Source organism: Rhodobacteraceae bacterium M382 (assembly GCA_025141015.1).
GTDB lineage: Bacteria > Pseudomonadota > Alphaproteobacteria > Rhodobacterales > Rhodobacteraceae > Aliisedimentitalea > Aliisedimentitalea scapharcae.
Genome location: CP081098.1, coordinates 2,162,858 through 2,184,673, shown reverse-complemented (window position 1 = coordinate 2,184,673; position 21,816 = coordinate 2,162,858). Strand labels below are relative to the sequence as shown.

Annotated in this window: 20 protein-coding genes; 9 read left to right on the top strand and 11 right to left on the bottom strand. The window is 59.1% G+C overall.

The window, feature by feature from the left end:
- Positions 1-57 precede the first annotated feature (57 nt).
- The 7 genes from K3727_10160 to K3727_10130 form a co-directional block, all read right to left on the bottom strand.
- Positions 58-639, bottom strand: a complete 582-nt coding sequence (locus tag K3727_10160) for a holin family protein (protein UWQ93109.1) — start codon at positions 637-639, stop codon at positions 58-60.
- The gene (locus K3727_10155) at positions 630-1,241 is read right to left on the bottom strand and encodes a peptidoglycan-binding protein (GenBank protein ID UWQ93108.1); all 612 of its coding nucleotides are present in this window, start codon (positions 1,239-1,241) and stop codon (positions 630-632) included. Before K3727_10155 ends, K3727_10160 begins: the two co-directional genes overlap by 10 nt.
- Before the next feature lie 191 nt (positions 1,242-1,432).
- On the bottom strand, positions 1,433-1,876 hold the full coding sequence (ccmE, locus tag K3727_10150; protein ID UWQ93107.1) for a cytochrome c maturation protein CcmE: 444 nt from the start codon (positions 1,874-1,876) through the stop codon (positions 1,433-1,435).
- A gap of 11 nt (positions 1,877-1,887) precedes the next feature.
- The gene (gene argC / locus K3727_10145; GenBank protein ID UWQ93106.1) at positions 1,888-2,916 is read right to left on the bottom strand and encodes an N-acetyl-gamma-glutamyl-phosphate reductase; all 1,029 of its coding nucleotides are present in this window, start codon (positions 2,914-2,916) and stop codon (positions 1,888-1,890) included.
- A gap of 103 nt (positions 2,917-3,019) precedes the next feature.
- Complete coding sequence (locus K3727_10140; protein ID UWQ93105.1) at positions 3,020-3,829, bottom strand: aspartate/glutamate racemase family protein; 810 nt, start codon at positions 3,827-3,829, stop codon at positions 3,020-3,022.
- A 20-nt stretch (positions 3,830-3,849) separates the two neighbouring features.
- The gene (locus tag K3727_10135; GenBank protein ID UWQ93104.1) at positions 3,850-4,728 is read right to left on the bottom strand and encodes a lysophospholipid acyltransferase family protein; all 879 of its coding nucleotides are present in this window, start codon (positions 4,726-4,728) and stop codon (positions 3,850-3,852) included.
- 105 nt (positions 4,729-4,833) lie between these two features.
- On the bottom strand, positions 4,834-8,259 hold the full coding sequence (locus K3727_10130; GenBank protein ID UWQ93103.1) for an indolepyruvate ferredoxin oxidoreductase family protein: 3,426 nt from the start codon (positions 8,257-8,259) through the stop codon (positions 4,834-4,836).
- A 170-nt stretch (positions 8,260-8,429) separates the two neighbouring features.
- Here K3727_10130 and K3727_10125 point away from each other — a divergent pair, with 170 nt between their 5' ends.
- The 7 genes from K3727_10125 to grxD all read left to right on the top strand — a co-directional run bounded on the left by K3727_10125 (position 8,430) and on the right by grxD (position 14,029).
- Positions 8,430-9,335 (top strand): LysR family transcriptional regulator, encoded by a 906-nt coding sequence (locus tag K3727_10125; protein UWQ93102.1) that lies wholly within the window; start codon positions 8,430-8,432, stop codon positions 9,333-9,335.
- A gap of 38 nt (positions 9,336-9,373) precedes the next feature.
- Positions 9,374-9,679, top strand: a complete 306-nt coding sequence (locus K3727_10120; protein ID UWQ93101.1) for a hypothetical protein — start codon at positions 9,374-9,376, stop codon at positions 9,677-9,679.
- Positions 9,680-9,854: 175 nt separating this feature from the next.
- A complete protein-coding gene (gene purL, locus K3727_10115; protein ID UWQ93100.1) occupies positions 9,855-12,020 on the top strand; it encodes a phosphoribosylformylglycinamidine synthase subunit PurL in 2,166 nt (721 codons plus the stop codon).
- A gap of 184 nt (positions 12,021-12,204) precedes the next feature.
- Positions 12,205-12,861 (top strand): ureidoglycolate lyase, encoded by a 657-nt coding sequence (locus K3727_10110; GenBank protein UWQ93099.1) that lies wholly within the window; start codon positions 12,205-12,207, stop codon positions 12,859-12,861.
- A 65-nt stretch (positions 12,862-12,926) separates the two neighbouring features.
- Positions 12,927-13,163 carry a BolA/IbaG family iron-sulfur metabolism protein gene (locus tag K3727_10105; protein UWQ93098.1) on the top strand — a complete coding sequence of 79 codons (237 nt, stop codon included), beginning with the start codon at positions 12,927-12,929 and terminating at the stop codon, positions 13,161-13,163.
- A 52-nt stretch (positions 13,164-13,215) separates the two neighbouring features.
- Positions 13,216-13,455 carry a hypothetical protein gene (locus tag K3727_10100; protein ID UWQ93097.1) on the top strand — a complete coding sequence of 80 codons (240 nt, stop codon included), beginning with the start codon at positions 13,216-13,218 and terminating at the stop codon, positions 13,453-13,455.
- A gap of 211 nt (positions 13,456-13,666) precedes the next feature.
- On the top strand, positions 13,667-14,029 hold the full coding sequence (gene grxD, locus K3727_10095) for a Grx4 family monothiol glutaredoxin (GenBank protein ID UWQ93096.1): 363 nt from the start codon (positions 13,667-13,669) through the stop codon (positions 14,027-14,029).
- 856 nt (positions 14,030-14,885) lie between these two features.
- Here grxD and K3727_10090 read toward each other — a convergent pair.
- Positions 14,886-15,281 (bottom strand): cell division protein ZapA, encoded by a 396-nt coding sequence (locus K3727_10090; GenBank protein ID UWQ93095.1) that lies wholly within the window; start codon positions 15,279-15,281, stop codon positions 14,886-14,888.
- Positions 15,281-16,015, bottom strand: coding sequence for a hypothetical protein (locus tag K3727_10085; GenBank protein ID UWQ93094.1), 735 nt, complete (start codon positions 16,013-16,015; stop codon positions 15,281-15,283). The genes K3727_10090 and K3727_10085 overlap by 1 nt, the downstream gene beginning before the upstream one ends.
- A 285-nt stretch (positions 16,016-16,300) precedes the next feature.
- Between K3727_10085 and tkt the strand changes: the two genes are divergently transcribed.
- Positions 16,301-18,322 (top strand): transketolase, encoded by a 2,022-nt coding sequence (gene tkt / locus K3727_10080; protein ID UWQ93093.1) that lies wholly within the window; start codon positions 16,301-16,303, stop codon positions 18,320-18,322.
- A gap of 127 nt (positions 18,323-18,449) precedes the next feature.
- Here the strand turns inward: tkt and K3727_10075 are convergent, their stop codons facing one another.
- Positions 18,450-18,935 carry a RidA family protein gene (locus tag K3727_10075; GenBank protein UWQ93092.1) on the bottom strand — a complete coding sequence of 162 codons (486 nt, stop codon included), beginning with the start codon at positions 18,933-18,935 and terminating at the stop codon, positions 18,450-18,452.
- 201 nt (positions 18,936-19,136) lie between these two features.
- Between K3727_10075 and K3727_10070 the strand changes: the two genes are divergently transcribed.
- Complete coding sequence (locus K3727_10070) at positions 19,137-20,381, top strand: FAD-binding oxidoreductase (GenBank protein UWQ93091.1); 1,245 nt, start codon at positions 19,137-19,139, stop codon at positions 20,379-20,381.
- 290 nt (positions 20,382-20,671) lie between these two features.
- Here K3727_10070 and K3727_10065 read toward each other — a convergent pair whose 3' ends face one another.
- On the bottom strand, positions 20,672-21,643 hold the full coding sequence (locus tag K3727_10065; protein UWQ93090.1) for a DUF808 domain-containing protein: 972 nt from the start codon (positions 21,641-21,643) through the stop codon (positions 20,672-20,674).
- Positions 21,644-21,816: the final 173 nt, after the last annotated feature.

Genomic DNA, 21,816 nt, shown 5'->3' with positions numbered 1-21,816 from the left:
GCTGAACGGCGCGCCAATCGAATTCGGCGCGCCGCACTGTCACAGATGCGTCACGGATCAGCCGGTCTTGCGCAACTTGCGCCAATCTTCCAATGCCGGATTCAATTCTGGTGTCACCGCCGCCAGCGTCACTTCGGCGTCCGGCCCGGCATTGGCCACCCCGGGACTATCCGCGCGCAGGGCGTCGAGTGCGCGGATATTGTCAACCACCTGCGGTGCCAGGCTAACGGCCTGGGCCATATCACGTTGGAAGTTTTGCGTCTTCAACTGATGGCGCGCGCCAAAGTAGAAACTGACAATCACCCCCAACAGCCACCACAGCGGGTCCGGAACCAGAGCAATGCCCTGCATCCGCGCGGCAAACCACAGCGGATTGACCATCGCCGCCACAAACAATCCCAAGGTCCCCAAGGCCAGGGCCGGTCGCGGCACGCGGTTGACCCCATCCATGAACCTGTCGAATCCGCCTTTGCGCGCCACCGCGAATTCGCCCGCAAACTGCTGCAACGCAGCCCCTTGTACCGCAACGGCCCGCTGGGCACCTGCTTCAGCATTCTCGCGAAACACTTCGGCGGTTTCGCGCACCATATTGCGGCCACCGCCGAACATCAGTGCAAACAGCTCTCCAATCACCCCCATGCGGCGACCCTCCGGTCAAAGTCGGCCTGCGTCATGTGATAGCGCGGCGACAGGAATTCCTCGGCACGTTTGATCCACCCCCCCTTGCCTCCGTCCCGCGTGCGGGCATATTTCCGGCTGGCCACCCTGCGATCCGCAAGTCGAAAGTAGTAATTGCGCCGCGCCACCCCATAAGCATCGCGCAAGGCCACTGCATTCGGGGCCACGGCCTGGCGCACCGCGCGCAATGTCTGCGGCCCGATCGCCCCGTCCACGGACACACCGTACCCCATGTCTCGCAACATCCGCTGCAGGATCTTCACTGCATTGCCACCGGCGTTGACATACATGTCGAACAACGACGCCTGCAGCACCACCGGAATTTCATCAATGCGCGGTTGCTCAAAATAATGGGTGATGAAAATATCAACTGCTTTTGCCCGGCTGAGACGGCGCACATCCGCGACCCCCACCACACCGTCCCCGGTCAGATCCAGCCCCAACCGGCGCATGGTATGGATGGTGACCCCATATTTTGTTGCCCCGCCCGGGTCGTCGGGATCATTCACAAACCCGCCTTCACGGGCCACGATTTCTTCGGCAATCTGTCGTACCGTCTGCATGTTGCCTGACCTCCACCAGATCCGGGGTAATCCACCCTCGGAATAGACAAAGACAACAGGCCAAAAATCTTAATACCCCCAAACCAGACAGAGCGCTGCCCGGGCTCACCGCGCAACGCTCCTGTCTTCATCTTGCTGGAAAAACTCCCGCCGGAGGCATGGCCGTCAGGCCATTCAACCACTGGTTTGGATCAGCTTTCCGGTTCCTGATAGACACCCTGTTCCTTCAGCGCATCCACCACTTCCTTGGGCATATATGTCTCATCATGTTTGGCAAGGATTTCAGTTGCTTCAAAGACACCGTTCACATAACTTCCGGTGCCGATCATACCCTGGTTTTCCTCGAACAGATCCGGCAGAACCCCGGTATAGGTCACCGGGATCGACGCGCCGCCGTCGGTCACGGAAAACCGCACGACTTCGCCCTGACCCCGCACCAATGTGCCTTCCTCAACCAATCCGCCAATGCGAAACACTTCCGAGGCTTCGGGGGGGGCTTCGGCAATCTGGCTGGGCGCACGAAAGAAATTGATCCCGTCACGCATCGCATAACCGATCAACCCGGTCGCCACGACCAACGCAACCGCTGCCACGATGATCACCTGGATCCGTCGTTGTTTCTTGAGGTTCTTCATCTCTCAACTCCTCAGGGGAAGAGCGGGGCCATCTTCAGTCCCGTTGTCTCTTCCTCACCTAACATCAGGTTGGCATTCTGCAAGGCCTGCCCTGAACTGCCCTTGGTCAGATTGTCCAATGCCGCAATCACGATTGCACGACCTTTGATCCGATCTGCGGTCACGCCGATATGACAATAGTTCGACCCACGCACGTGATGCGTACTGGGCACCTCGCCCATGGGCAGCATCTGAATGAACGGTTCCTCCGCATAGGCCGACGCCAGCGTGTCATGGATCGTCTGCGCATCTCCCTTGACATAGACGGTGGCCAGAATGCCCCGGTTGGCTGGTACCAGATGCGGCGTGAATTGCACCTGAACCGGGCGACCGGCCAGTAGGGAAAACTCTTGATCGAATTCGCCCAGATGACGGTGGGTGCCGCCGACGGCATAGGCGTTATAGCCTTCGCTCAGTTCCGCATGCAGCAGATTTTCCTTGAGCGACCGCCCCGCCCCGCTCACCGCACATTTCAGGTCCAGAATGATGTCATCCAGATCGATCACCCCGGCGGAAATCAGCGGCCGCAGCGCATATTGACCTGTCGCCGCGTTACACCCCGTGCCCGCAACCAACCGCGCGCCCTTGATGTCTTCGCGGTAAAATTCGGTCAGCCCGTACACGGCCTCATCCTGTTCGGCCAACGCGCTATGCGCATTGCCATACCATTTTTCATAGGCTTGCGCGTCGCGCAGCCGGAAATCGGCGGACAGGTCGACGATCTTCAGATCCTTGGGCAGGGCCGAAATCACCTCTTGGCTGGTTTTATGCGGCAAGGCACAAAAACACAGGTCGATCCCAGAGAAATCAATCTCGTCAATCTTGCACAGGGTCGGCAAGGTCATGTGGCGCAGATGCGGGAACACCTGATCCATGCTCATCCCGGCCTTGCGGTCGGCCGACAGCGCGGCGATTTCCATATTCGGGTGTTCGGCAATCAGCCGCACCAGTTCTGCACCAGTGTAACCAGATGCACCCAGAATTGCGATTTTATGGGTCATGTCAGACCTCGTCCTTCATATGTCACATGTCGTGCCGCGTGTGACCGCGGCTGGAATAGGGGAAATGCAGGGGAGCCACCTTGACCTAAGTCAGGAATCTAGGTCAGGCGGACTGAAAGCTGATTTGTCGTCGCAAAAACTGGGTCGCGCGGTCGCTGACCCGTTTCGGGTCACCGGTCGTGAAATACCCGGCCTCACCAGATCCCATCATGTCAGGGTGACGTTGCAGATAATCGGCCAGCGAGTCCGCCACCAGATTGCCCTGGCTGAACACTTTGACCTCCGCGCCCAGAGCCTCCTGAAAGGTCTGCTCCATCAGCGGATAATGCGTACAGCCCAGGATGGCCGCCTGTGGGATCGGCATTTTACGCTTCAACGCATCCACATGAGACCGCACCAGTGCTTCGGCCAGGATCAGATCACCGTCTTCGATGGCGTCCACCACACCCCCACAGGCCTGCGCCTCGACATCCACGCCGATTGCGCGAAAGGCCAGTTCGCGCTGAAACGCGCGGCTCGCCACGGTTGCCGGTGTGGCAAACAGCGCCACATGCTGGGTCTCGACCTCACGCGGGGGGGAATTGTCGCCCCATTGCCGTTCGGTCAGCGCCTCGATCAAAGGCACAAACACGCCCAGAACCCGTTTGCCGGGCGGCAATCCGCCCTCCTGCATCCGGCGCAGCGCGGCGGCCGAGGCCGTGTTGCAGGCCAGAATCACCAGATCACAGCCGCGGTCCCACATCTTCTGCACCGCTGCGACGGTCAGGTTATAGACGTCCTCGGCATCACGCACACCATAGGGCGCGTGGGCATTGTCCCCAAAATACAGGAAGTCCACGTCCGGAAGACGTTTCTGGGCGGCGTTCAGGACGGTCAAACCGCCCAGACCGGAATCGAATATGCCTACTGCCATTATCTCTCTCGGGCACCGTCTCAGGCGCGATGTTTCTCTTCGAACTCAAACCCGTATTCATAAGATTTGAGAGGTGTCGGAGACAGCTCATACGTGGCTTTGCGCAGAAAATCCATCATTGCCTTGGTATCTTTTGCCATTGGGTCCAGAATGTCGCGACCAATAGGGTCCCCGATGACGACGCGCACCGGTGTATCGACACGTTTCCTGAACTCTTTGATCAGCAACCCCATACGCAGGGTGGAATGCAGATGGCTGGCGATCTGGAACAGGCGACTGGTGTGGCCGTCAAAAAAAACAGGCACAACAACAGCGTCGGATTTTGCTACCATGCGCGCCGTAAACCCGCGCCACCCCGGATCCATCGGATGGGCAAAGGGGTTGGTGGCGGTGGACACCGTTCCACCGGGAAAAATTCCGATGGCACCACCCTGCCCCAGATACTCCAGAGCCTCCCGGCGGGTCTGCAAATTTCGACGCACGGCGTCCTTGGTTTCATCAAAAGAAATCGGAAGGATCACCCGGTTCAGGTCTTCGGCCTTGCGAAACACTTGATGCGCCAGAATGCGAAAATCCCCGCGTGCCTCGGCCAGGATATGCCCCATCATCAGCCCATCGAGAATGCCATAGGGGTGGTTGGCAATCAGGATCACCGGCTTGTCAGTCGGGATATTGCTTAGCGCACCTTCAATGACATCCAGGCTCAGCCCATAGCGTTCAACCATCACTGACCAAAAGTTCTGCCCCGCAGCCACGTCTTGCTCATAGCCGTCCGCCCGTTTGATCAACCGCAATCGCCCGGTGGTGTTTTCCATCAGACGGATCATCGCGCGCCCAGGTCGGGTCTGCGCAGAATGGGCGTAACTGATGTCGCGGGCGATATGGTGGCGCATGTTCATGGGGCATCTCCTCCGTCTACCGTCCCTGATTTAGGGACAGTACGGGATTTTGCACAGATTTCATGACAGGCCTGTGACGTTGTTACAGACCAACGCGGCCACGCATCATTCCGCTGCTTGTTTGACCTGAGCCCCACCTTGACGGATCAATGCCAAAAGGGTCTCGCGCTGTTTTGCAGCCTTTTGTTCATTGGCCAGCTTGACCGGACCAAATCCCCGGATCTGCAATGGCAGCTCGGCCAGGGCGATGATCGTGTCGCGGGTGTTGTTGCTCAGTTTGGGCAGCACGTCTTTCAGATCGGCCTCATACTGTTTGATCAACGCCCGCTCCATTTTGCGCTCGGCGCTATACCCGAACACGTCAAACGGCGTGCCCCGCAGCGCTTTCATCCGGGCCAGCAGACCAAACCACCGCTCCATCCCGGCCCCGAATTTGCGTTTGGGCGGGCGGCCATTCACCGGCTTGCCCCCCAGGATTGGTGGTGCCAGATGATAGGACAATTTGAAATCGCCTTCGAACTGTTCCGCCGCCTTGTCGCGTGATGACAACAACAGGCGCGCAACCTCGTATTCATCCTTGTATGCCAACAGCTTGTGATATCCCTTGGCCACCGCGCCGCGTACGGCCTCATCGTCGATTCCGTCCAGCATCTTGGCATAACGCTTCGCCAGCCGTTTGCCCTGGTAAGCAGTCAGCTGCGCCTTGCGATAGGCGATCGGATCCTGAGACGAATTCGGCATCTCGACCACGTTTGACCCGCTCATGGAGACCGCGTCCTCGGGATGCAGCGCCGCCCACCGCCCAATTTCAAAGGCGTGCAGGTTGCGTTCGACGGCTGCGCCATTCAATTCGATGGCCTGCGTGATGGCCTCGTGACTGATCGGCAATAGCCCGCGTTGCCAGGCTGCGCCAAACACCATCATGTTGGAGAAAATCGAATCCCCCATCGTGACCCGTGCCAGCTCCGACGCATCAAACAGAACCACACGATCCCGCAGCCGCGCCTGAAGAGCGACCGCTAACCGGTCAGAAGGAATGGAAAATTCCGTGTCGCGGGTAAAATCACCCGTGATGATTTCATGGCTGTTGACCACCGCGCCTGTCCGCCCCGTCGCGGTCAACCCCAGTGTCTTGGCCCCTGCACTGACCACCAGATCACCCCCGATCAGTGCGTGCGCCTCGCCCGTCGCCACGCGAATGGCGCTGATGTCTTCGGGCGTGTTGGCCAATCGGCAATGGATATGCACCGCGCCGCCCTTTTGGGCGAGCCCCGCCATCTCCATCATACCGGCACCCTTGCCGTCGATCTGTGCCGCCTGCGCCAGCACCGCGCCAATGGTCACAACACCTGTGCCCCCGACGCCTGTGATCACCACGTTGTGCGTGCCATCTATGACTGGCAGTTCCGGCTGTGGCAGGTCGGGCAGCTCCAGCGTCCGGGTGGCTTCCTTGCGGATCTTGGCCCCTTCGACGGTGACAAAGGATGGGCAAAACCCGTTCAGACAGGAAAAATCCTTGTTACAGCTGGACTGGTCAATCGCCCGCTTTCGGCCCAGCTCGGTTTCGACCGGCACGATGGACACACAATTCGACTGAACCCCACAATCGCCACAGCCTTCGCAGATGTCTGTATTGATGAACACCCGCTGGTCCGGATCCGGAAAGGTCCCCCGTTTGCGCCGGCGCCGTTTTTCCGCCGCGCAGGTCTGGACATAGACGATGGCCGAAGTGCCCTCGATCTTGGCAAATTCTTCCTGCACGGACATCAATTCGGCGCGTTCATGCATTCGAATACCGGCAGGGAACTGTTTGGCGTCCACGTCTTCCTTTTCGTCATAAACCACGGCCAGGGTTTTGATCCCCATCGCTGTCAATTCGTGGGCGATGCGACCAGCGGACAGATCGCCATCATTGTCCTGTCCCCCTGTCATGGCCACCGCATCATTGTACAGGATCTTGAAGGTCATCGTCGTGTTCTGGGCGGCGGCAGCCCGGATCGCCTGGATACCCGAATGGTTATAGGTGCCATCGCCCATGTTCTGGAAGACATGCGCCCGGGTCGAAAACGGGGCCTCGCCGATCCAATTCGCGCCCTCGGCCCCCATATGGGTGAACCCCAACGTGTCGCGGTCCATCCATTGCACCATGAAATGACACCCGATCCCGGCATAGGCCCGCGACCCGTCCGGCACTTTGGTCCCGGTGTTATGGGGGCAACCCGAACAAAAATACGGCAGACGCGAGGCGATCTCTTCGGCGTTGTCGGCCCGGCGTGCGTCTTCCAGCGCCGCCATACCAGCGCGCAAGGCGTCGCTGTCACGGCCTTCATCCAACAGAATCTGGCCCAGCTTTTCGGCGATCATGATCGGGTCCAGCGCCCCACGCGTCGGGAACAGCTCGTCCCCATGCATGGATCCGGCTCCACCGCCCTTGTGCCAGCCCCAGACACGACGCCCGCGACGGTCGTCAAAGATCGCCTCCTTGATCTGCACCTCGATCAGCTTGCGCTTTTCCTCGACCACGATGATCAGATCCAGATCATCGGCCCAATCGTTGAACCCGCGCATGTCCAGCGGCCAGACCTGCCCGACCTTGTAGGTGGTGAGCCCCAGCCGCTCAGCAGCCGTTTCATCAATGTTGAGCAAGGACATGGCATGCACCAGATCCAGCCAATTCTTGCCCGCCGCGACAAACCCGATCTTGGCCCCCGGCTTGCCCCAGATCCGTTTGTCCATCTTGTTGGCGCGCGAAAACGCCTCGGCTGCGAACCGTTTCTGATCAATCAGCCGTTCTTCCTGGATATGGCGATCATCCACCAGGCGGATGTTCAACCCGTCCTCGGGCATGTCGTAATCTGTTGGTATCACCAGTTGCATCCGATCGGGCCGTGCATCCACAACGGATGTCACCTCGACCGTGTCCTTCATGGTTTTCAACCCGACCCACATCCCGGAATACCGCGACAACGCATACCCATAGATGCCGTAATCCAGAATCTCCTGCACGCCTGCCGGGCTGACAATCGGCAGATAGGCATCCATCAACGCCCATTCCGACTGGTGCAACACGGTCGAACTTTCACCCGTGTGATCATCTCCCATGGCCATGATCACGCCGCCATGCCTGGAACTGCCCGCCATATTTGCGTGTCGGATCGCATCGCCGGACCGATCCACCCCCGGCCCCTTGCCATACCAAAGACCGAACACACCGTCGAATTTGCCCTCGCCACGCAATTCCGCCTGTTGTGCGCCCCACAGCGCAGTTACGGCCAGATCCTCATTCAACCCGGATTGAAAGGTCACATCGCTCTCAGCCAGGAATTTTTCGGCCCGCATCATCTGCATATCGACCGCGCCCAAAGGCGATCCGCGATACCCGGTCACCAATCCGGCTGTCTTCAATCCAGCCCCGACATCACGCGCCTTTTGCATCAGCATCAGCCGGACCAATGCCTGTGTGCCATTCAGCAATACCGGCGATTTATCCAAATGGTATTTGTCGTTGAGCGAAATCTTCTGTGTGGACATCCGGGGCCTCCCAAACGCGTGGCGCGTCGCTACGGTTGCAGGATTATTAGGTCATAATTGCTGACCTGTATAGACATTTTTTTGAGTATTCCCTGACGGTAACACAATTGAATGTCGCATATGCGATGCATTTCATATAGTTAGGCCGCAACGTAACGGAAGTAACGGATATGGACTGGGACAAGCTGAGAATCTTTCACGCGGTTGCCGATGCTGGCAGCCTGACCCATGCGGGTGATAAACTGAATCTGTCGCAATCGGCAGTCAGTCGTCAGATACGCGCGCTGGAAGAAAGCCTGAACGCCACCCTGTTTCATCGCCACGCGCGCGGTCTGATCCTGACCGAACAGGGCGAGCTTCTGTTTGACGCGACCTCGGCCATGTCCAAGCGGCTCGATGCGGCTTCGGCCAGGATCCGCGACAGCGAGGACGAGGTGTTCGGCGAATTGCGTGTAACCACGACATTTGGGTTCGGCACCTTGTGGCTGGCCCCGCGCTTGCCACATCTCTACGAGAAATTTCCCGATCTCAAGGTTGATCTCATGCTCGAAGAGCGGGTGTTGGATCTGCCCATGCGCGAAGCAGATGTCGCCATTCGCATGAAAGAACCCAGCCAGGCAGACCTGATCCGCAAACGGCTGATGACCGTTCGGATGAAATTGTATGCCTCGCGCAAATACGTCGACAAACACGGCATCCCCGAAACCGCAGCCGATATCAGCGAACACCGGCTGATCTGCCAGAACCCGTCAGCCGCCCAGGTCGGGGCCTCGGCAGTCATGGTTCAGGGGTTGATGACCCACAATCCGCAATCCCTGTTGACGGTGAACAACTATTTCGGGGTTTTGCAGGGTGTCTTGCACAATCTGGGTATTGGCGTGCTGCCGGATTACGTCACCGAAGATTTCCCCGATCTGGTGCATGTCCTGCCCGAAAGCGATTCTTCCGAAGTGCCGGTTTACCTCGCCTATCCCGAAGAACTCCGCCATTCGCGCCGCATACAGGCGTTTCGCGATTTCGTTCAGGAAGAAATCATTGCCCACCGCAAACACCTCAAGGCGTTGGGCAAACTCTGATCGTTTTGGGCACATGCGGCAAAGCCGACTGCAAAATCGTGAAACCTTCGCAAATTCGCCAATTGAAAAATCAACTGCCCTGGGCGGCAACATCCGTTCAGGGTTTTGCCGACCAGCTTTGGCAGTTTCGCCAATCTTTTGATTTCGCTTCATATTTCAGCAAAGATCCCAAAACTTCGCCCCAAAAATCAGCAGCCATGCAAAAAATGCATACCGGCAATGCCGTCAATGCGACGTTGTTTTCCTTGATCCAAGGCCCCCGCATCCCTAAATCAACTCTCGAAGGCAGCAGCGCTTACCGCGTAGCTTCTTCAACCTCCCTGTTGGACTTCGGCCGAGCTTAGTGCTCGGCCTTTTTTTTGCGCGGTGCCCAGGTTCAGAGGCAATCACAGCGCCCAAAGCCCCCCAAAGAGCAACCAAAGATTCTGCGGCGCTTTCGCGAGGTGCGTCTTTAGACTTCCCCCGACGCCCCCCTTGCCCTAAAAGGCCCGCAATTCATGTCACCGGGGACTCTATGAGATGCAGGAACCAGCCATCACGCCTGAACTGATTGCCAACCATGGGCTCAAGCCCGAGGAATACGATCTGATCCTCGAGATCATCGGGCGCGAGCCGACCTTCACCGAGCTGGGAATTTTCTCGGCGATGTGGAACGAACATTGCTCCTACAAATCCTCCAAGAAGTGGTTGCGCACCCTGCCCACCACCGGCCCCCAGGTCATCTGCGGTCCCGGTGAAAACGCCGGCGTGGTCGATATTGGTGATGGACAGGCCGTCATCTTCAAGATGGAAAGCCACAACCACCCCTCCTACATCGAACCCTATCAGGGTGCGGCGACTGGTGTTGGCGGCATTCTGCGCGACGTCTTTACCATGGGCGCACGTCCGATTGCGGCGATGAACTCGCTGTCGTTCGGCGAACCGTCCCACCACAAGACCCGCCAGCTGGTCAACGGTGTCGTCGAAGGTGTCGGTGGATATGGCAACTGTTTTGGTGTTCCCACCGTGGGCGGCGAAGTTCGCTTTGATCCGGCCTATAACGGCAACTGCCTGGTAAACGCATTCGCTGCCGGTCTGGCCGACGCGGACAAGATCTTTTATTCCGCCGCCTCGGGCGTTGGTATGCCAGTTGTTTATCTGGGTGCCAAAACCGGGCGCGACGGTGTCGGTGGCGCGACCATGGCCTCGGCCGAATTTGATGACACCATCGAAGAAAAACGCCCCACCGTTCAGGTTGGCGATCCCTTTACCGAAAAGCGCCTGATGGAGGCCACGCTGGAGCTGATGCAGACCGGCGCGGTGATCTCGATCCAGGACATGGGCGCGGCTGGTTTGACCTGCTCGGCCGTTGAAATGGGCGACAAGGGCAAACTGGGTGTCAAACTGAACCTCGAAGACGTCCCCCAGCGCGAAGAGAACATGACAGCCTATGAGATGATGCTGTCGGAATCTCAAGAACGCATGTTGATGGTGCTGAACCCCGAACTCGAAGCCGAAGCCCGCGCCGTATTCGTCAAATGGGATCTGGATTTTGCCATCGTCGGGGAAACCATCGCCGAGGACCGCTTCCTGATCCTGCACAATGGCGAAGTAAAGGCCGACCTGACGCTGTCGAAACTGGCCTCGACCGCGCCCGAATACGACCGCCCCTGGGACCCTACCCCGGCTGCCGACCCGCTGACCGACGCGGACGTGCCCACCATTGACCCCATTGATGGTCTCAAGGCGCTGATCTCGTCACCCAACTATGCGGGCAAACAATGGGTCTATGAACAATATGACTCGATGGTCATGGCAGACACCGCCCGTGGCCCCGGTTTGGGCTCTGGCGTGATCCGGGTGCACGGGACAGACAAGAAGCTGGCCTTCACCAGCGACGTGACACCGCGCTATGTCAAAGCCAACCCGATCGAGGGCGGCAAACAGGCCGTGGCCGAAGCCTATCGCAACCTGACCGCCGTGGGTGCCAAACCCCTGGCCACAACCGACAACATGAACTTTGGCAATCCGGAAAAGCCAGAGATCATGGGCCAGTTCGTTGGTGCCATTCAGGGCATCGGCGCGGCTGTGTCGGCGCTGGATATGCCGATCGTTTCGGGCAACGTGTCACTGTACAATGAAACCGACGGCCAGGCGATCCTGCCGACCCCGACCATTGGGGCCGTGGGCCTGATTGCCGCAGACGAAGAACCAATCCTGGGCGAAGCGCGCGATGGCCATATCGCGCTGGTCATCGGGGACACCATCGGCCACCTGGGCCAATCCGCCCTGCTGCATGAGGTGTTCAACCGCACCGATGGCGACGCCCCTGCTGTCGATCTGGACGCGGAAAAACGTAACGGTGAATTCATCCGTGCCAACCGTGACCTGATCAAGGCCTGCACCGATCTGTCCGACGGTGGACTGGCGCTGGCGGCCTTCGAAATGGCAGAAGCCGCAGGCGTTGGCGTTCAGCTGGACGTGGCCGACACCCAAACCCTGTTTGGCGAAGATCAGGCCCGCTATCTGGTGGCCTGCAACTTTGACCAGGCCGAAGGGCTGATGCTGGCCGCAGGTCAGGCGGGCATCACCCTGACAACCGTTGGCCGTTTCACCGGTGACAGCGTGAAATTCGGGAGCGCCGAAGCCCCGCTGAGCGAGCTGGCAGACATCTTCCGCTCCAGCTTTGCCGAGGCCGTTGCCTGATACAGGGCACCCACTCCTGAGACCTGAAAACGCGCCTTCTTGCGGAGGCGCGTTTTTTTATGGCACTTCGCCTGAGCCATCAGATTTTCTTGGTCCTTGTCCCGGACTTAAACAGCTATTGCGAACACCAGTGCCGGATTAGGCTCGGCTCAGGAATCGCAACAGAACACAGGATCCCCCCTTCATGAGCGCCCCCGTCTATATGTTCGACCCATCCGACAAACCCTCCCTGCCGCTTCACCGGGTGCCTCTTGTCGTCGCCACCGAAGAAACGGTCAGGGGCTATGGATGTCTGGTCGATGACCCGGAAACATTCGAGATCGAAATAACCCAATGGCCGCAACAGGGCTGGCGCCCCGTCGATGACGGCACCGGCGACGAAGCCGGCTATGTCGAAGGTGTTTTTCATGGCACGTGGCAGGGCGACGTTCTCTATGGCGCCAACGAGGCGGTGAATGGCAACTATGTGCTGGGTTGGTCCACAGATCCGCAAACTGCATCCTCCGCTACGGCAACAGCCCCGCGCGACCAAGCGCTGTTGTGGCATATGAATTACCATCCTGACGGCGGTCAGATGTTCTATCCTTTGGACAACAAACCCTTTGTCGTGCCTGTCGCACCGCCCGGAGACGACATCACTCCGGACAAGATCATCGCCTTTTGGTGCGATGGCTCCAGAGGGCTCTATATTCACGCCAATATCTGGCACGAAGGCATCTTTCCCGTCCATGACACACAGCGGTTCCTTGACCGTCAGGGGCGCGTCCACGCCCGCGTCAGCTGTGACATCGGCCAGGAGTTTGGCGTCTACCTGTCGGTCCCATTGACCGAAACACCCTGATCCTGTCTTGAACACCGCCCTGTCGCACTTTACATCTGAAAAGAAAACAGGACGGATCTTCTCCCATGGCCATGCAAGCCTCTGACATCGAAACGCTCATCCGCGAATCTTTTCCCGACGCCAAGATCACCGTAGTCGGGGATGACGGTGTGCATTTCTCGGCCGAAGTGATCGACGAGAGCTTTCGCGGCAAGAACCGCGTCCAGCAGCAGCGCGCCGTAATGGCCGCGCTCAAAGGCAAAATGGACGGATCCAATGGTGAAATCCATGCGCTGGGGCTCACCACCAAAGCTCCGGATTGATGAGCAATACCCATCACGGGGTGCCCATTGTGCCCCGTGAACATTTCAGACCATGCTGACCGGTGCGGGCATCGCGCTTTTGGCCCTAGGGGTGCTGGGTCTGTTGATTGCTGTGGCGGCTGTTGCCGAATCCATCCTGCGCCGCAATCGCCACCGGTCCTTGTCCCGCCACGCGGTCACAAAACGACGCTGGGACGACCCGGCGCTGGACCAGACTCGCGCCGCCCTGCTCAAGGCCAAAAAGACGCGGCACAACACCGGGTCACAGACTGAACGCGGCTCCTCAGATTGACAGCCAAAGCACTTATGACGGTTTTGAAGCTTGTCGGAGCCGACATTGACCCCTATTTGAATGCCTAAGCGGTACAACACCACCCGGGCACCCGCCGCCTGATGATGGGTTGACCAAAGTCATGGCGCGTTCGACCCGGACTCGCTGAAACGATGAACATAAAACGGGGCGGGCCCAAACGCCCTGGCACAGAGACAAAGGAACGCGCGACATGAGCGACGCAAAAAACCGCATCGACGAAACCGTCAAAGCCAATGACGTGGTGTTGTACATGAAAGGCACCAAGGACATGCCGCAATGCGGTTTCTCCAGCCGCGTCGCCGGTGTATTGAATTACATGGGCGTTGACTTTTCCGACGTTAACGTGCTGGCCGACGAAGAAATCCGCCAGGGCATCAAGGAATATTCCGACTGGCCCACAATTCCCCAGCTGTACATCAAAGGCGAATTTGTCGGCGGTTGCGACATCATCACAGAAATGACTCTGTCGGGCGAACTGGACGACATGTTCGAAACCAACGGCGTCACCTTTGACAAGGAAGCGGCAAACCGCATCCGCGAAGCCAACGGCTGATATCCGCCTCTCCCACAAAGTCCAAGGTTGCCCCCTGGGGCCCTTTTGGACAAAGGTTGGTGGAATAAATAGATGACCTTCGCTGAGTTTTCAGCGGAGGTTTTTCCGTTTGGCCTGTCGACCCCAAGTCCCTGAAGTCGCCCTGACGGTCCGACCAAACGAACCGGTGGCGCGTGCAGCATTTTTGAATGAGGCCGGTAAGTTACAACAATACAATCGACTGCCGGTTCAGCAACCCAATCAGAAATTCCCCTGGATATGCCCACGGGCGCGGGCGATCCGCATCGCGGGCGTTTTCGGGGCGTCGCCCGGCTCGCAACCGCTATGGTCGAGGCGGTCAATCCCGGCCCAAATGAACGGACTTTCCGGCGTGTTGCGATCAGGAGTGTCCCAAAGGTGGTCGGCGCATCCTGCGAAGATGGCTGGCCATCATGCAGAACGCATATTTCTGAAGAACTGTGGCTGCGCAGGTTGAGCGCCCGATGGGCGTGGAAAAGTGAGTGGTATCCAACGCCCAAGGCCGATGTCTGACGAAGCTATGTTCGAGACGATGGTTATGTGCTCCCACCGACAACGTCCCCTCAAGCGGTCGCTCTTGAAAATTGCTGAGAGCTAATTTGAGAGACCGGGACTGGAGAGTATGTGAGCCCGATAGTCAGGGGGCTCTGCCCCCGCAGCCTATGGCTGCTCCCCCGGGATATTTTTGGCCAGATGAAGAACGGATCCCAGTTTCATCCGGTCCAAACACTCCTGAGCGCGAGGCACAGCCTCGCCGCCTGCGTGGCAACGCAAAATGGACCCTGTGCGCCGCAGGCGCGCCTTTTGCGAGCGTCTGCGGCCAGGGGTGAGAAACGCGTTATCCGGCGGCCCGTTCTTCCAGCTCAGCCGCGAGGGATTCGGCCCGCGCAGCCAGCTCGGCAAGGGTGTCGGTGACTTCGGCCGGGACCACGGGCACCTCAATGCGTTCCGGTTCTGGGGCTGGTGCCGCGCGCAATTCGGCGATTTCCGCCTCGCGTTCGGCCAAGGTCGCCTCGACCTCCTGAATACGGTCTTCCACCGCCGCAGTCTTGTCGGCCAGCATCAGACCGGCCATCAACAGCATACGCGCTTCGGGCATACGGCCTATCTGATCGGACAGTACCTGGGCCTCATCGTCCAGCATCTTGGCTGCCGAGTGCAGGTAACTCTCTTCGCCGTCCTGACAGGACACTTCGAACCCACGTCCACCAATCTGAATGGTAACTTCGGCCATTACGCTTCCTCCCCTTCCGGCAGATTGCGGGCATTTGACAGCAATGTGTTCAGCTTTGTCATCACGGCTCCCACCTCGGCGGCGTCCGCAGCCTGGGTGGCACGCAGGCCTTCCAGCTCGGCCAGCATTGCCTTGTTGATCAGATCAGGTTCGCCCACCCCCGCTTCATTGGCTTCGCGCAGGGCCGCATTTGTCTGGCGCAATTGTTCGTTGGCCTGGCGCAGCCGTTGCAGATCAGCGTCCAACGCAACGATTTCAGCGCTTTGCGCGTCTGCTCCAGTAGACTGTTCGGCTTCCATCCCCTCGATACGGGCAACCAGTTGGTCGCGCTCTTGGGTTACCGCATCGATCTGTCCCTGTTTTTCCTGTGCTGCACCTTTCAGCGATGCAACCTCCTGGTTCAGCTCTTCGATACGTCCGGCCTGCAATTCCAGGTCAGACCTCAGGCCTTCCAGTTCGGCTTCCGCCTCAGCCGTTGGCGCTGCATCCGGTTGCGGCTCTGCCTCGGCAGTTTGCGCGTTCAACGCGTCGATTTCGGCCTGGTGTTTGGCCTTGATCGTTTTCAGGCGCTCTTCGAGCTGTGCATTGGCCAGCTTTTCCTCGTCCAACGCAAGCGCAAGATCAGCGTCTGGTTCCCGGGCCTCGGCCTGGGCGGTGGACACGGCCTCCACTCCGGCATTGATCCGATCCATCGCAGCCAGGATCCGGCCTTGCAATTCCTCGATTTGGCTCATGCCCCTCACCTTCCCGTGCGGTTGTTTTTCTGCCTTTGTGCCTTTTGTCCCGCGCCGCATGACCCGGTTCGGGACCCAGCCCGAATCGTCCCGCGTATCCCGGGACGACTGAACTGGCCTCACCCCAAGGTAAAACACCCCAATCGCAGGTTTCAAGCACCTCAGAGCGCGTTTGCGCCCATCAATGCGCCAACAGGGCCAATCTGGGCGCGATTTGCTTGATCTTTGCGACGCGGCTGTTATTGAGCGGCAAATCCTCCGCTCACACACGAAAAGGTAACGCTCGTGGACCTCAACGCCCTGCGCACCGCCAATCCCGACCATTGGGCCAAGGCTTCGGCCATCCGTGCCCTGACCCTTGACGCCGTGGCCGCCGCCAATTCCGGCCATTCCGGCATGCCCATGGGCATGGCCGATGTCGCCACTGTGCTGTTCGAAAAGCACATGAAATTCGACGTCGCCAACCCTCAGTGGCCAGACCGCGACCGGTTCATCCTGTCCGCCGGTCACGGATCCATGCTGATCTATTCGCTGCTGCACCTGATGGGCGACGCGCAGGTGACCCTGGATCAGGTCAAGAATTTTCGCCAGATGGGCCAGCTGACTGCAGGCCATCCCGAGAACTTCCTGCTGGACGCAGTTGAAACCACCACAGGCCCCTTGGGTCAGGGGATCGCCAATGCCGTGGGATTTGCCATGGCCGAGGAGATCCAGCGCGCCCAATACGGCCGCAAGATCGTAGATCACAACACCTATGTCATTGCAGGCGACGGGTGCCTGATGGAAGGCATCAGCCAAGAGGCCATGGGCCTAGCCGGGCGCCATTCCCTGGGCAAGCTGATTGTCTTCTGGGACAACAACAACATCACGATCGATGGCACCGTCGACCTGTCGGACCGCACCAATCAGGTCATGCGTTTCAAAGCGTCGGGCTGGCATGTACAGGAAATTGATGGCCACGACCCACAGGCCATTGATGCAGCCATCACCGCTGCCAAGAAAACCAAAAAACCGTCGATGATCGCCTGCAAGACCCATATCGCGCTGGGTCACGCCGCCCAGGACACCTCCAAGGGTCACGGGGCTCTGACAGATGCCAACCAATTGGCCGCGGCCAAGGCCGCTTATGGCTGGGACCACGGACCGTTCGAAATCCCCGCCGATGTCAAATCCCAATGGGAAGCGATCGGCAGCCGGGGCGCAGTCGAACGAGAATCCTGGGAAGCGCGGTTTGCCGAAACCTCGCAAGGCAAACAGGATCGGTTCACCCGCGCCTATGCGCTGGAAGCGCCCAAGAAACTGGCCTCGGTCGTGCGTGCGCTGAAAAAGCAGGTCAGCGAAGACCAGCCCAAAGTGGCCACCCGCAAAGCGTCGGAAATGGCATTGGCAGCGATCAATCCGGTGATGCCGGAAACCGTGGGTGGATCGGCTGATCTGACCGGCTCGAACAATACCAAGACCGATGATCTGGGCGTGTTTGACCTGGACAACCGCAAGGGGCGTTATGTCTATTGGGGTATCCGGGAACATGGCATGGCGGCGGCGATGAACGGCATGGCGCTGCACGGCGGTATCCGCCCTTATAGCGGCACGTTCTTCTGTTTCACCGATTATGCCCGCCCCTCCATGCGTCTGGCGGCCCTGTCAAAAATTCCGACAGTGTTCGTGATGACCCATGATTCCATCGGTGTTGGCGAAGACGGCCCGACCCACCAGCCGGTCGAACATCTGGCGATCTGTCGCGCGACTCCGAACACCTATGTGTTCCGTACAGCTGATGCGGTTGAAACCGCCGAAGCCTGGGAAATCGCGCTGTCGTCCAAGGACACACCGTCGGTCATGGCGCTGACCCGTCAGAACCTGCCCACCGTCCGGACCGAACACAAGATGGCCAACCTGACCGCCAAAGGTGCCTATGTGTTGGCCGAAGCCGACGCGAAACGTCAGGTGATCCTGATCGCTACCGGATCCGAAGTGTCGCTGGCCATGGAAGCCAAGGCACAGCTCGAAGCCGAAGGCATCGGCACCCGCGTGGTATCCATGCCTTGCATGGAACTGTTTGCACAGCAGGACGAAGCCTATCGCCGCAAGGTGCTGCCCGCCGGCCCCGTGCGCATCGGGATCGAAGCCGCCGTACGTGACGGTGGCTGGGATCGCTGGCTGCTGGGCGAACGCGGCCGCGACTCCAAGGCCGATTTCGTTGGCATGGCGTCCTTTGGTGCCTCCGCCCCAGCAGGTGAGCTATTCGAGAAATTCGGCATCACCGCGGCCGCCACTGTGGCCAAGGCCAAGGCGCTGCTGGGCTAAATACCAGCGCTCGGGACCAAGATTAAGGGGCACCAACTTTGGGTGCCCCTTTTTTGTGCCTTTTGAAACAGGCTGACGCCTCTGGTCATGGGCAGTATCTTCTGCCAGGCATCGCATCCAGAACCTGTCAGTCAGAGATCAGAACCTCCCCCTCGATTTCCATCGCGAACCCAAGAGGCAAGCCCGCCACTCCGATGGCAGACCGGGCATGGCGCCCGATATCGTGACCGAATACGTCAATGATCAGGTCGCTAAAGCCATTCACCACAACATGTTGCTCGCTATAGCCCGGCGCAGATGTCACCATGCCAAAGACACGGACCCATCCCACGATCCGCGATAGCTCGCCCAGGTCTGCCTTCAGGTTCGCCAATACCGTCAGAGCGATGTCTCGGGCTTCCGCATATGCCTGCTCCGTTGACAGGTCAGCACCGACAACACCAAAGGGGCCATCCAGGCTCCCATCCTGTGCATTTTTGGGGTGGCCGGAAAACAGGACCCGCGTGCCTCGGACATTGACGAAGTCAAAGGGCAAATGCAGGCCCTTGGGTAATTTGGTCGGCGCGGGCAGTTTCAGACCCAAGTCTTTGAGCCGGTTTTCCGGAGTCGTCATGGCAATTTCCTAGCTGCAATAAACCTGTTCAAGCCTATACCAAAAGAAGAGCAAAGTCTGCCGGAGTTCAAAGCGGCCACGACCTGATCCCAAGCGCGCAGCCTGAATCTGGTCATCGATCTCTTTTTACCGCTGCCCTGACAAAAGAAACTTGTGTCATCGCAAAGTCGCGGATTTACTCGCGAAAAACCGGGTGGGCAAATGACAGACAAATCAATCATCGTCGTGGGTGCGGGCATGTGTGGTGTGTCCACGGCCATCTGGCTGCAACGCACCGGGAAACGCGTCATCCTGATGGACAAGGGCGAACCGGGCATGGGGGCGTCATACGGCAATGCCGGGTTACTGGCGCAATGGGCGGTGGTGCCGGTGACCACGCCCAGCCTGTGGCTGGATGCGCCAAAATACCTGCTCAATCCCAACAGTCCGCTGTTCATGAAATGGGCCTATCTGCCGAAAATGCTGCCCTGGCTGACCAAATTCATGTCCCATGCAACCGATGCCGCCACCCGGCGCACGGTGCAAAACCTGATCCCGATCCTGACGGACGCGGTCGATCAGCACAAATCCCTGGTGCGCGGCACACCGCTGGAACGCTGGATTGCCGATAGCAAATTCAGCTATGCCTACCCCACGCGTCAGGCGTATCAGGCCGACGCCTATGCCTGGGAAATGAAACGCCACGCCGGATTCACGCCCACCGTGCTGACCGGACAAGACGCCCATGACGCGGAACCCATTCTGGGCCCGGCCATCCAATGTCTGGCTGTGCTCGAAGGTCAGGGGCATATCCTGAACCCGGGCCAGTACATCGCCGAATTGACCCGACATTTCACCGACAACGGTGGTCAGTTCATCCAGACCCAGGTACAGGATTTCCCCAAATCGGACGGCCACATCACCCATATCGACACCGATCAGGGCCGGTTCGATTGTTCCCATGCGGTGATCACCGCAGGCATCTGGTCCAAGGAGCTGATGGGCAAACTGGGGCTCAAGGTGCCGCTGGAAACCGAACGCGGCTACCATGTGATATTCGAAAATCCATCCATGATGCCCAACAACCCGATGATGATGACCACCGGCAAATTCGGGGTGACCCCGATGGAGATGGGGCTGCGCTGTGCGGGTACGGTCGAAATGGGCGACCATCACGCCGGGCCCAGCAGCGCGCCGATCAAACTGCTCCGGCGCAAGGCACGCGAAGCATTTCCCGACCTAACCTATTCCGGCACCCAGGAATGGATGGGCTTCCGCCCCTCGACCCCCGACAGCCTGCCGCTGATCGGAGAGCTGGGCGACAGCGGTATTTTCACGGCCTTTGGCCACCAGCACGTGGGGCTGACTGCCGGGCCCAAAACCGGGCGGCTGATTGCCCAGATGATCGACCAGTCCCAACCAAACATCGACATGGCACCCTATTCTCCGGCGCGTTTCGAAATCTAGGCACCCAAAAATTTCACCCGCACAAATTCACCCGCACAAATTTTCCGGGACAAACGTACCGGCGACATGGCAGGTTGCGGGGACGCATGCCCTGCCCCTCTCCCACCGGGTTTGGGAACTGTACAGCACGGCTCGGGGCGAGGTTCGTCACACCTGTCCGACAGAGACAACGAAAGCGCGCTGTCATTGGCCGGACAGACGCACCCTTGCCGATCCGACAGTGCAAAGAATGTGCAAGGAGTGCAGAAGTCCTGCAAATCTGGGTCTCAGTCTGAGTCTCGATCGGAGCTTCAGTGCGTCTTTTGCGCGCCGCCCAACCGGGCCAGGACAGGGCCGACGAGCTTGGTTGCCACCGGGATCAACACCAATCCCAGCGCCACGCCAAACACCCCGTCCATGGTTGCCTTGGCCGTCCACTCCACAAACCCGGTCCACGCCGCAGGAACCGCATGTCCCAGCGCAAAGGCCAAATCGTGGATCAGGTGACCCAACCAGCCAAAGCCCAGAACCTCGAGCCCATGAATGATGATCGAGCCACCAACCCACAACATCGCGGCCGTGCCGACGACGGAAAGAACCTTCATCAGCACGGGCATGAACCGCACCAATCCGCGTCCCAGACCGCGCCCGATGGGCGTCGGCGCAGTCCTGGCAAGAAACAGACCCACATCATCCATCTTGACGATCAGCGCCACAGAGCCATAGACCGCGACCGTGACTCCAATGGCCACAACGGCCAAGGTTGCCGCCTGCATCCAGACATTCGGGGCCTCGATCGCGGCCAACGCGATGGTCATGATTTCGGCCGACAGGATGAAATCCGTCTTGATCGCCCCCTTGATCTTCTGTTCTTCCAGATGACCAGGATCCTTAATGCTCATGTCGCTTTCGATCTCGTGGATGGCATGCGGGAACAACACGTGAAAGATCTTTTCAGCCCCTTCTAAGCACAAATAGGACCCACCCAGCATCAGCAGCGGCGTAATCAGCCACGGCGCGAAATTGGCCAACAACATGGCCACGGGCATCAGCAGGATGAGCTTGTTGAATAGCGATCCGCGCGTGATGCGCCAAATGATCGGGAGTTCCCGCGCAGGCGCAAACCCCTGGACGTATTTTGGCGTCACCGCAGCATCGTCGATGATCACACCCGCCGTTTTTGCCCCGGCCTTGCCCGCTGCCGCCGCCACATCGTCAATCGACGCCGCCGCCACCTTGGCAATGCCTGCCACATCATCCAGCAAGGCCAGCAAACCGCTCATCCCGCGTCCCCTTTATTTCTGCTCGCAGCGCAAATTCATTGACTTTGCACCCTATCCGATCCGCCGTCCGACACAACCGTCTGCCCCCCGCAAACCGTCTGGTTCCGTCGATTCATCATGGCCACCGCGCCCAAAGCCGCACGCGTTAGCGCCACCCGTCACTTTTTGCGCTA

What these genes read in the sequence shown, in the direction of transcription:
- K3727_10110 (UWQ93099.1), top strand. Translation starts at nt 12,205, where the DNA reads ATGAGCGCCCCCGTCTATATGTTCGACCCATCCGACAAACCCTCCCTG.
- K3727_10155 (UWQ93108.1), bottom strand. Translation starts at nt 1,241, where the DNA reads ATGCAGACGGTACGACAGATTGCCGAAGAAATCGTGGCCCGTGAAGGC.
- K3727_10125 (UWQ93102.1), top strand. Translation starts at nt 8,430, where the DNA reads ATGGACTGGGACAAGCTGAGAATCTTTCACGCGGTTGCCGATGCTGGC.
- K3727_10130 (UWQ93103.1), bottom strand. Translation starts at nt 8,259, where the DNA reads ATGTCCACACAGAAGATTTCGCTCAACGACAAATACCATTTGGATAAA.
- K3727_10135 (UWQ93104.1), bottom strand. Translation starts at nt 4,728, where the DNA reads ATGAACATGCGCCACCATATCGCCCGCGACATCAGTTACGCCCATTCT.
- K3727_10090 (UWQ93095.1), bottom strand. Translation starts at nt 15,281, where the DNA reads ATGGCCGAAGTTACCATTCAGATTGGTGGACGTGGGTTCGAAGTGTCC.
- K3727_10065 (UWQ93090.1), bottom strand. Translation starts at nt 21,643, where the DNA reads ATGAGCGGTTTGCTGGCCTTGCTGGATGATGTGGCAGGCATTGCCAAG.
- K3727_10140 (UWQ93105.1), bottom strand. Translation starts at nt 3,829, where the DNA reads ATGGCAGTAGGCATATTCGATTCCGGTCTGGGCGGTTTGACCGTCCTG.
- argC (UWQ93106.1), bottom strand. Translation starts at nt 2,916, where the DNA reads ATGACCCATAAAATCGCAATTCTGGGTGCATCTGGTTACACTGGTGCA.
- K3727_10160 (UWQ93109.1), bottom strand. Translation starts at nt 639, where the DNA reads ATGGGGGTGATTGGAGAGCTGTTTGCACTGATGTTCGGCGGTGGCCGC.
- K3727_10105 (UWQ93098.1), top strand. Translation starts at nt 12,927, where the DNA reads ATGGCCATGCAAGCCTCTGACATCGAAACGCTCATCCGCGAATCTTTT.
- K3727_10070 (UWQ93091.1), top strand. Translation starts at nt 19,137, where the DNA reads ATGACAGACAAATCAATCATCGTCGTGGGTGCGGGCATGTGTGGTGTG.
- K3727_10085 (UWQ93094.1), bottom strand. Translation starts at nt 16,015, where the DNA reads ATGAGCCAAATCGAGGAATTGCAAGGCCGGATCCTGGCTGCGATGGAT.
- ccmE (UWQ93107.1), bottom strand. Translation starts at nt 1,876, where the DNA reads ATGAAGAACCTCAAGAAACAACGACGGATCCAGGTGATCATCGTGGCA.
- K3727_10100 (UWQ93097.1), top strand. Translation starts at nt 13,216, where the DNA reads ATGCTGACCGGTGCGGGCATCGCGCTTTTGGCCCTAGGGGTGCTGGGT.
- grxD (UWQ93096.1), top strand. Translation starts at nt 13,667, where the DNA reads ATGAGCGACGCAAAAAACCGCATCGACGAAACCGTCAAAGCCAATGAC.
- K3727_10075 (UWQ93092.1), bottom strand. Translation starts at nt 18,935, where the DNA reads ATGACGACTCCGGAAAACCGGCTCAAAGACTTGGGTCTGAAACTGCCC.
- purL (UWQ93100.1), top strand. Translation starts at nt 9,855, where the DNA reads ATGCAGGAACCAGCCATCACGCCTGAACTGATTGCCAACCATGGGCTC.